Source organism: Mesorhizobium sp. M1E.F.Ca.ET.063.01.1.1 (assembly GCF_003998155.1).
GTDB lineage: Bacteria > Pseudomonadota > Alphaproteobacteria > Rhizobiales > Rhizobiaceae > Mesorhizobium.
The window spans coordinates 1-579 of record NZ_RZSC01001480.1; the positions used below are offsets into that span (position 1 = coordinate 1).

At 62.7% G+C, this 579-nt stretch carries 1 protein-coding gene and 1 pseudogene; both read left to right on the forward strand.

Translation table 11 applies throughout. From position 1 onward, the window contains the following. The coding region (locus tag EOA29_RS39340; protein ID WP_127222562.1) for a DUF1489 family protein at window positions 1-249 on the forward strand (249 nt) is incomplete at its 5' end. A gap of 124 nt (window positions 250-373) precedes the next feature. Beyond that, a pseudogene (locus tag EOA29_RS39345) lies at window positions 374-579 on the forward strand (molecular chaperone DnaJ); the annotation flags it as partial.

Sequence of the window (579 nt, forward strand, 5' to 3'; positions counted from 1 at the left end):
GGCAATGTGCAGTGCCGGCAGTTGATCACCGAGATCCGGCCCTTTGTCGACGACGAAGGCATCGGCCGCTGCCATCTGGTGCTCGATCCCGAGGTGGTGCGCACCGACTGGCAGCCTCGCCGTGCCTTCCAGGGCTGGCGTTATCTCAAACCTTCCGATGCCCCGGTCGATCTCGGCAGGGGCAAGGCTGCATTGGCCGAGATGCCGCCGAAATTGCGGCTGGAACTCGCCGAACTGGGGCTGCTTTAATCCAAGTTAAACCAGTCGTTTCCGTCGCTGGCCCCTCGGCTGGATCGGTGTGGGACTTGCAAGAGCCGCACCTGCGCCACATCTTGATTTCCATGCACAAACATCTGCATGGCGGTGCAAACCGATGGGCGTGATCATCGCATTGGCGGCTTTGCTTCTGGTGCTTTTCGGCGTCGCGACAATCTTCGTGCGCGCCGATGCCGCCAGGATGGCGGACAGTCTTAGAACACTCGGACCTGCGCTGTTGGGGGTGTTCGGCGCGACGATGCTCGTCGTCGGCCGCAGCAGCATCGGCGGCCTGCTCATTGTTGCGGCGGCCGGCTGGTATGC